The sequence below is a fragment of the Marinagarivorans sp. genome (assembly GCF_982758155.1).
On record NZ_CEXWTU010000215.1, the window covers coordinates 1 to 8,390 of the forward strand.

Consider the following 8,390-nt stretch of genomic DNA (forward strand, 5'->3'; position numbering starts at 1 on the left):
TCATGATCTCAGCGGCCATCGCGGCGTGCACCCTAATGCGACAAGAACCAAACCTCAAATACAAATCACTCCCCATCAAACCCGCATTTATCGCGTTACTCATTGGAGTCGTACTATGCAAGTCGCTCGGAGGACTAATAATTGCCGGATTCATACTCCTCATCTTATGCTTTACCAAAACAAAGACCCAAGTTCTCACAGCACTAATAATAAGCTTTATTTTATTAAGTTACCCCATTACAAGAGACGCCGCGACGCCAGCCTTAGAAAAAGTGGCCTCCTTAATTGAGGCTAAAAACCCAGAGAGAGGAAGCTCGCTATCATATCGTTTCAACATGGAAGCGATGATCCTTGAGTATTCCAAACTAAAAGGAATTACAGGCTGGGGGGGGTTTGGGCGCAATTTTGTACATGACATGCAAGGAGCATCTATTAGCGTTCCTGACGGGCACTGGATTATCCTATTCAGTATGTATGGATGGCTAGGTTACATTTCTACGTATGGCCTATTAGCCATTCCAATACTCAAACTCAAACAACAGCTAAAGCTAAAAGGTGCCGACGACCAGCCCTACGCCATAGGACTAGTCCTAATAATTACCGCCACAATGATTGACGTGATACCAAACTCATCCTTCTCCAATATAACAATGCTCCTCACAGGATCTCTCGCTGGCTCAATCCTACGCCCCAAAAAGAAACAAAGCCCTGAGGTCAAAACAAATCAGGGAAGTTAACACTCACACTAAGAAACCCAAAGATTAAAAGACCGAGTAAAGCAAAGAAATCCACATTCAAGCTAGACAGGCCACTCTTGCGCGCTAACCAAACAACAATTATATAAAAAGCTAAATTACCAACACCGATACCAATAAACATCCCTAGAATGCCGCCAAAATGAAACCCCGCAAACATCCCGAACACGCGGATAACAGCTAACAATAGGTCATACAAGAAATGTAAATTGACCTTACCAAGCGCAAGAAAAGCATTTTTATAAAGAGATGTTAGCGTCAAAATTGACTCACCTAAAACCATAATCGCAAGTATAGGGCCAGCCAAGCTATAACGCTCATCATACAAAACACCCACTACCCAGCTCGCAAGGATAGATATTATCAGGAATAACGGAAGCGAAAACGCAACAACCCTGACCCTGAAAGCATTTAAGGTGGCCTGAAAATTTTCGGGATCCTCCCGGTTAACTCTGGACAGCAATGGAAATAACAAACGGCTAACAAGCTGTTTTGTAAGTTCTCCGGGCATCAGAGAAATTGTCGCCGCAATAGCTATAACGCCAAGTTCCTCAATTGAAACCAATCCACCTTGGATCGCCCTAGAACCCTGACCACCTATATAGAAAAGTAGTGTAGAGAAAAAAATCCACTTTCCAAAGCGCAACAAGTTAATGACGGACTTAACATGGAACTGTAATCGATGACGATGCCCACGAAGAATCACGTAGCCAACAATAACTTCCACCAAAACCCCTGTAACTGTCCCTATAGCCAAAGACCAAACAGACTTCATTACAACAGCCAAAGAAACCATAACAACGATAGAGACGATTTGACCAATCAATTTGACGGCAATTGCCTGCTTGACCTTTAAATCCCTCTCCGCCAACGGGACGCCGATAGTTGCAAAGCCAGAGATTACGCTAATTGAGCCGCAAAATATAAGGAGATTAACAAGCTCCGGCGCCTCATAAAAAACAGAGAGGGGGTATGCAATCAGACACAAGATAAACCAGAGAACAAAACCTCGGGCAACCTGAATCGTCCAAGCCGTATTTAGAAAATCAGCATCAGCCCCCTTCTCCATTTGAATAATTGCAGGTTTTATCCCCACATCACTCAACATAATTAGACCCATAATGAAAACATTCACAAGGGCCATCAATCCAAAAGCTTCCGGAAATAGGAGCCGAGTTAAAATAAGGCTCGAGGACAACTGCAATACTTTTTGAAGACCGAAGCCACACATAGTCCAAAGCGCTCCCGACTTCAACCTACTCGCAGCACTTCCAAAAACTGAATTACCTCCTGCCATAACATTAACACCAAATTCTCTGAACTATTTTGCACACTGAAAGTGCACAGACCTACCTATGAAAGCGCATCAACCTTCGACACCCTCACTATCAACAATCCTTCTAAATCACTTTCGCCCACTAAAACACAGTGCAACTACTGATAAGAAACTTTAAAAGCTGTATTATGGGGACATCATATAGAACCAATAAAAACGCGCCAATTCTATACTAGGAAAGACGACAAAAATAGCAATGAATGCCTCTGCGTCACCCAACATCAACCAACTGCCTCGATGACTACCTAATAATGAAGATTGCATACTTAACGAATTGCTTTGGAACCCAATCACACACATTTATCCGCAGGGAAATACAACAACTTAAAAACATTGAGGTCGACATCACCCTATTTGGAATACGCAGAGACCCACGTGGCATTTCAGACATTCAAAGTAAGACCACATATCTGTACCCATTAAGTGCAACCCACTTAATTTCCAGCAACATTAAAAGTTTTTGTCGCCAACCTGCGCACTACATCAAAGGACTCATAAGAGCAATCACATCACCAGAACTCTCAACAACTCGCCGCTGTAAAATGGCATACCACTACATGGCAGCCGCAAAAACAGCCGAGCAATTAGCTAAGGCAAACATTACTCACATTCATGCTCACTTTATGAATGTGAGTGCATCCATCGCGATGTATGCCTCGCATCACAGTAACATCCCCTTCTCAATTACAGTCCACTCAGCGGGAACATTTGGAACACCGCACATACTCGGAATTCCTCAGAAACTCACGCAAGCTCAGCATCTTTTAATGATCTCAAATTACAACGTCAACTACTTCAATCAGTTCAGCCCATGCACTGAAAAAAGCTCTGTAGTACGATGCGGCTTAGACATCTCCGAATTCGACTTCAACCCAAGAAAAATAAACAAAAGCAAAGCAATCAAGCTTCTGGCTGTCGGGCGCTTTGTTGAAAAGAAAGGCTTCACTCACCTTATCGAGGCCGTTAGGCTTGCACAAGAGAAAGGAATACAGGTTGAACTATCAATCATTGGTGACGGGCCACTCAAAGAAAAACTACAAAAACAAGCCGCACCGCTCAACAGCATAATCACTTTTCTTGGGCAAAAATCATCTGCCGAGGTTAGGAGCTCAATGAATGACTGTGACATCATCGTCATCCCTTCTATCACCAGCGCTAGCGGCGAAATGGAGGGACTCCCCGTTGTAATCATGGAAGCAATGGCCGTAGGCAGGCTAGTCATATCTACAAAGCACGCAGGTATTCCTGAAATAATCATCAACCAAGAAACTGGATACCTTGCGGACGAGAAGTCGCCACAACAAATAATGTCAGCAATAGAAAATATTCTATTGCAAGATAATGAAGAAAAAATTATTACTGCGGCTCGTAAAAAAGTGCAAGACGAATTCAACATCGAGACAATCGCAAAGCTGAGAAAACAGCTTTTTGAAACGCTCAATAAAGGACAATAAACTGTGGATATATCCGTAATTATTCCATCATACAACACAGAACAAACCATAGAAAAAACATTGATTCAGCTGGAGGGGCAAACAACTGATTTGAACTTTGAGATAATCATAGTGGACTGCTCATCACATGAAAAAGTTGCCGAACTGTGTAGCAAATACCAACACACAAGATGCATCCGCATTGCCGAACGATTCAATCCAGGCATAGGTCGCAATATAGGAGCAGAGCAGGCTCAAGGAAAACTCCTCATATTCGTTGATTCAGACGTTCAACTTCAGAAAAATACCTTCACCAACGCCTGGAAACACCACCAGGAAGGATCTACCGCATTTGGTGGAGCTTTAGAACTCAACAACAAAGAGTCCTCAGATCAAGCAGCTTACCTTGAGCACTATTTTTTCAATCATGAGTCTCAAGCAGGCCGACCTGAATGCCCACGCAGCAATTTGAGCTCCGCATTCATGTGTTTTAATAAAGAAGTATTTTTAGATGTGGGCGGATTTAAAGACATTCCGCGCATGCAGGATACAGAGTTAACAGAAAGGTTGATTCGAGATCACAGCATTAAGCTCATGTTTCACCCAGACATGATTGCACTGCAAACCCAAGACTCGAAAATGCGGAAAGTACTAAGAAAAATCTACATCAACGGCCAAAATCTTTACTATATTCGCTACTCAAACAACAATTCACTTGGAAAGCGACTCGTTATAGGGGCTCTACTTCCCGCCATTACAGCAGCAAAAACACTGCGCATAATAGGCCGACACCTAAAATATCAACCCCTCCCCCAAAAGCTTAAAACGCTAGCGATAAGTCCGGTTTTAATTTTTGGAGGCATAGTCTGGTGCGTAGGCTTTTACAATGCATTAATCACTGAAAAAGGCATGAGCTCACAACGCTAACCTAAGCAATAACACGCCCAATAATTTGGATGTAAGCCAAGTAACCATAAAAGCCCATCAAACATACCACCCAAAGACCCAAAAGAATCATATCCTTACGCATTAGCCGCACTCCCAATGGAGTGCTCTGATACGGTACCGCCGCTAACAAATCAAGTCCATCAGGCAACATCGAACGCAACTGAGATGAAGACCTAATTCTAGGATCTAAGAACACAAAAACAAAAACTAACCCCAACGGAAAACCCGCTGCCAAAATTGGAGCTAGCAGAAAGATAACAATCGGATTCAACCCGGAAGGAGATAGCGGATAAGCAGGCGACTCTAACAACTTATAATTCTCTCCCTGACCTTCATTATTAAGCGCTACAGTTAACTTAGCATTCTCTTTACGCTCAAGCATCTCCTCGTACACACTTTTAGTTACGTCGTAGTCTCGAGTCAAATCAAGTAATTCCGCCTGCCTATCAGCCACCAAACCAGCCAAGCTGTGCTCATCTAACAACTGCGCCTCAAGTGCGGCCAGACGCCGACGCTGAGTTAACACCTGAACCTCCGCCGCGGAGGCCTGCTTCCTCAATTCCTCATAAAGCGGGAGTTCAGACACCTGGCCGGCAGACTGTAGGCCCGCCGACTCCAAGTTCGCCCTCAAATCTCTATCAATTTCATTAAGTTGACGCTTTATAGTAACTACATCAGGATAGGTATCCTGATACGACAACCTCAACCGATCCAACTCATCTTGAAGCCCCTTACGGCGCCCCTCCAGCGCGATACTTCGCGAGCGTACCTCAAGGTAACGCCCCTCGGTTTTAAGTTGGCGCCGAGTCGTGCGTATAGTTTCTTCACTCTCCTCTATTTCTACTTGTAGATCTTTAATTTCTGCAGTTAAAGAATTCACACGTTTTCGCACGTCACTCTCAGAAGCATTAACACTCTGGGATTTAAACGTTTTCAGCCGCTGCTCTGCTAGCTCTAGTTGCTTTTTATATTCGACGACCTGAGCATTAATGAAATTGTAAGCCTCAAAACTATCCTTTTGCTTCTCAGCGACGCGATCCTCAAGAAACACATCAACAATCGCACTCAAAGACTCATAAGCCTCAGTGGGAGTTGCAGCACCAAAAGTGACAACGGTTTGCGGTCGACGCCGAGATACCACTATATTTAAATTCGCCCTAAGCCGCTTCACCCCATTCTCTAAACGCTGAGGACTATAGCTTGCAGCTTCGGGATATAAGCGCAATAACGCAGGTTCCAGTACGCGCCGAGAGCCAATCACATCTCCAACTTTCTCACTCACATCCACGTCAGTGACTTCGGCAGCCCCTCGCAATAAGGGCTCAATGACATTCGTCACATCAACAGCAATGACCGAAGAAGAGACATATCGCTGTGGCCATTTTGAACCTACGAACAATACAGACAATAGGACCAGAGTAAAAACAACGGCAACAGCAAAACGAAAGCGTATAAGCTCTCTTTTTGTAGCAAGAAGAAGATCCAAATAATATTGAAACATACTCAACAAACCCTACCGCTAAAGGCTATCGTTAGATCAGCGCTCATTAAACACCACCCCTGCCAAGTTTTCTTTCCCAATTCTTTCAATTTGCGCATCTAAAATACTTTCGGTTATTTTCCCTGAAGGGACCACAAGTAATACAAAGTCGCAGAATTCTGAAAGTATCTGGACTTCCGCTTCGTAATTAGAAATTGAAGGCGCATCAATAATCACATAACGATCAACATAACGCCCTTTAAGCTCTTCAACCAACTGACGCATACGAGGCGAAGACAACTTCTCAGTGCCCCCGTCTTTGTTATTTCCTACGGGAATGGCTCGCATGCGGCTAACACCCGTACCATAAACAATATCTTCACAACTCACAGACACATCATCCAAATAGTCTGTAAGCCCAACATCAGCGCCTCCTGGCATATACTGATCAACAGAGGGTGCGTACAAGTTACAATCAACCAATACCGACGACTTTGTTTTATCGAGAGCAATTGCCGCAGCTAGATTAGCCGCCACATGAGAACCGCCACCGGGCTCAGCAGAAACAACAAGGCAAGCAAAATTCCCGCTCTCTTTTTTAGCCATCAAGCGAGTACGCAAGTCTCTAAAAGCCTTTAAAGGTCCGGATGCACCAGCCCCTGAATGGACTATTTTCAAGTCCGTTAACTCCTGCAAAGAGAAAGCCTTTACTTCCGTCATTTGCGCTACCGAGGATTGTCCACTCATAGCAACTGCCTCTCTTTAGGTCTGAACACCATTTTCTTACTCAAGCGACTTAAAACTCCAATCAACTTAAAATATACGCTCAGGGACAGTGATGATGTCCGCCGGATATAACTCATAGTTTGTATCCAATCCGCCCTTCTCCAATATATCCTTCAAGCGAATTGAAAACACCTCTACCTTGTCACCGTACTTTCTATAAAGCTTAGCATTATTTCCACTCGCAAACTCAGTTGGTCCCCCAGCCAATAAAACCAAGTCCAATACCGTCATTCCTTGCTGATGCATAACACTTAATGGCGAACCTACCGCACCTGTTACACGCACTCTCCGCAGAAAATTAGCGCTGGCTGGATTCCGGACAATGACAGTTACTTGCGGATTGCGAACATAGGCGCCAAACTCATTGGTCAACTCTTTTGATAATTCTTTTGTCGACTTACCCGATGCAACCACATCCCCCACCAAAGGCACAGACACCTTGCCATCAGGTCTAACAGAAACCGAAACCGAGAGCTCGGGCGATTTCCATACCTGCACAGATATCTCATCCCCAACGCCCATCTGGTAATCAGTCTCATCACTGTTAATGGGCATAGGTATAACACCTAGCTTAGAAGTGGCCGAAGACGAGCACCCAACAAGCGAACACAACACAAACAAAGCTATTAAAAACTTCATATCTTTAAACCTTATGATTTAGTTACCGAAGAAACACGTTGTAAGCTAGCCTTCATCTGAGCAATAGTCTCAGCATAATCAGCAGCTCCAAATATTGCAGATCCAGCCACAAAAGTATCAGCACCGGCCTCAGCAATTGAGGCAATATTATCGAGTTTTACCCCCCCATCAACCTCAAGACGAGTCTCTAATTTATTCCTGTCAATAAGTTCTCGGGCCGCCCTCAGCTTATCAAGCGTATAAGGAATAAATGACTGCCCACCAAAACCAGGGTTAACAGACATCAACAACAGCATGTCTAATTTTGGTAGAACCTGCTCCACCAAACTCAATGGCGAACCAGGGTTAAGCACTAGACCACACTTAAGGCCCGCAGAACGAATTAACTCCAGGGAACGATCAACATGCTTACTTGCTTCAGGGTGAAAGGTAATATAGCTAGCGCCAGCATCAATAAACTGCTCGATCAATGAATCGACAGGTTCAACCATAAGATGAACATCGATAGGCGCATTAATGCCATACTTTCGAAGGGCTGCACAAATAGCCGGCCCGAAAGTAAGGTTGGGCACATAATGGTTATCCATAACATCAAAATGAATAATATCGGCACCAGCGTCGAGAACAGCCTGAACATCGTCGCCAAGGCGAGCAAGGTCAGCAGATAAAATAGACGGGGCAATCAAAAAGTCTTTGGCGGGCATAACTCATCGCTCAATTAATACGGAGTAGCCGGCATTGTACTGAAAATCACGAACGAAGCCAGTAAGTGATGTTATTAACTCAAGCGTAAACCTAGAATTCAAGCAACGCCTACAGCAGATCGCCCCTATTCTGCGAAGGCAAGCCAAATTCACTCAAGTTCAAACCAGCAATATTACCAATCTCTCTAAACAAATCCGCATTCGTGCGACTACTATCCACAGCAAAACGCCGCAACTGCGGCTGTAAAGCGCCGTTAATATCTTCGCGTCGCAGCGCTTGAGCGTCAACCTTACTTAAATAGGCTGGCT

General features: G+C 44.3%; 9 protein-coding genes. 3 read left to right on the forward strand and 6 right to left on the reverse strand.

Annotated features, from left to right (window positions below; translation table 11 throughout):
• On the forward strand, nucleotides 1–737 hold a 737-nt coding region (locus AC3A8L_RS17440; protein ID WP_487963554.1), incomplete at its 5' end, for a hypothetical protein.
• Here the strand turns inward: AC3A8L_RS17440 and AC3A8L_RS17445 are convergent.
• On the reverse strand, nucleotides 715–2,052 hold the full coding sequence (locus AC3A8L_RS17445; protein ID WP_487963555.1) for an oligosaccharide flippase family protein: 1,338 nt from the start codon (nucleotides 2,050–2,052) through the stop codon (nucleotides 715–717). The genes AC3A8L_RS17440 and AC3A8L_RS17445 overlap by 23 nt on opposite strands.
• 596 nt (nucleotides 2,053–2,648) lie before the next feature.
• Between AC3A8L_RS17445 and AC3A8L_RS17450 the strand changes: the two genes are divergently transcribed.
• Together AC3A8L_RS17450 and AC3A8L_RS17455 are read left to right on the forward strand one after the other, a co-directional pair.
• The gene (locus AC3A8L_RS17450; protein WP_487963556.1) at nucleotides 2,649–3,545 is read left to right on the forward strand and encodes a glycosyltransferase; all 897 of its coding nucleotides are present in this window, start codon (nucleotides 2,649–2,651) and stop codon (nucleotides 3,543–3,545) included.
• Between the two features lie 3 nt (nucleotides 3,546–3,548).
• A complete protein-coding gene (locus tag AC3A8L_RS17455) occupies nucleotides 3,549–4,451 on the forward strand; it encodes a glycosyltransferase family 2 protein (RefSeq protein ID WP_487963557.1) in 903 nt (300 codons plus the stop codon).
• 1 nt (nucleotide 4,452) lies between these two features.
• Here the strand turns inward: AC3A8L_RS17455 and AC3A8L_RS17460 are convergent, their stop codons facing one another.
• The 5 genes from AC3A8L_RS17460 to AC3A8L_RS17480 all read right to left on the reverse strand — a co-directional run.
• The gene (locus AC3A8L_RS17460) at nucleotides 4,453–5,973 is read right to left on the reverse strand and encodes an XrtA system polysaccharide chain length determinant (RefSeq protein ID WP_487963558.1); all 1,521 of its coding nucleotides are present in this window, start codon (nucleotides 5,971–5,973) and stop codon (nucleotides 4,453–4,455) included.
• 36 nt (nucleotides 5,974–6,009) lie between these two features.
• Nucleotides 6,010–6,699 carry a P-loop NTPase family protein gene (locus AC3A8L_RS17465; protein ID WP_487963559.1) on the reverse strand — a complete coding sequence of 230 codons (690 nt, stop codon included), beginning with the start codon at nucleotides 6,697–6,699 and terminating at the stop codon, nucleotides 6,010–6,012.
• Nucleotides 6,700–6,765: 66 nt separating this feature from the next.
• Nucleotides 6,766–7,377, reverse strand: a complete 612-nt coding sequence (locus AC3A8L_RS17470; RefSeq protein ID WP_487963560.1) for an XrtA/PEP-CTERM system exopolysaccharide export protein — start codon at nucleotides 7,375–7,377, stop codon at nucleotides 6,766–6,768.
• Nucleotides 7,378–7,388: 11 nt separating this feature from the next.
• The gene (gene rpe, locus AC3A8L_RS17475) at nucleotides 7,389–8,081 is read right to left on the reverse strand and encodes a ribulose-phosphate 3-epimerase (protein WP_487963561.1); all 693 of its coding nucleotides are present in this window, start codon (nucleotides 8,079–8,081) and stop codon (nucleotides 7,389–7,391) included.
• Between the two features lie 109 nt (nucleotides 8,082–8,190).
• Nucleotides 8,191–8,390 (reverse strand): hypothetical protein (locus tag AC3A8L_RS17480; RefSeq protein ID WP_487963562.1); only part of this gene is annotated, 200 nt, incomplete at its 5' end.

Coding starts and splice junctions, on each gene's coding strand:
- AC3A8L_RS17445 (WP_487963555.1), bottom strand. CDS start 2,052: ATGGCAGGAGGTAATTCAGTTTTTGGAAGTGCTGCGAGTAGGTTGAAG.
- AC3A8L_RS17450 (WP_487963556.1), top strand. CDS start 2,649: ATGGCAGCCGCAAAAACAGCCGAGCAATTAGCTAAGGCAAACATTACT.
- AC3A8L_RS17460 (WP_487963558.1), bottom strand. CDS start 5,973: ATGTTTCAATATTATTTGGATCTTCTTCTTGCTACAAAAAGAGAGCTT.
- AC3A8L_RS17465 (WP_487963559.1), bottom strand. CDS start 6,699: ATGAGTGGACAATCCTCGGTAGCGCAAATGACGGAAGTAAAGGCTTTC.
- AC3A8L_RS17470 (WP_487963560.1), bottom strand. CDS start 7,377: ATGAAGTTTTTAATAGCTTTGTTTGTGTTGTGTTCGCTTGTTGGGTGC.
- rpe (WP_487963561.1), bottom strand. CDS start 8,081: ATGCCCGCCAAAGACTTTTTGATTGCCCCGTCTATTTTATCTGCTGAC.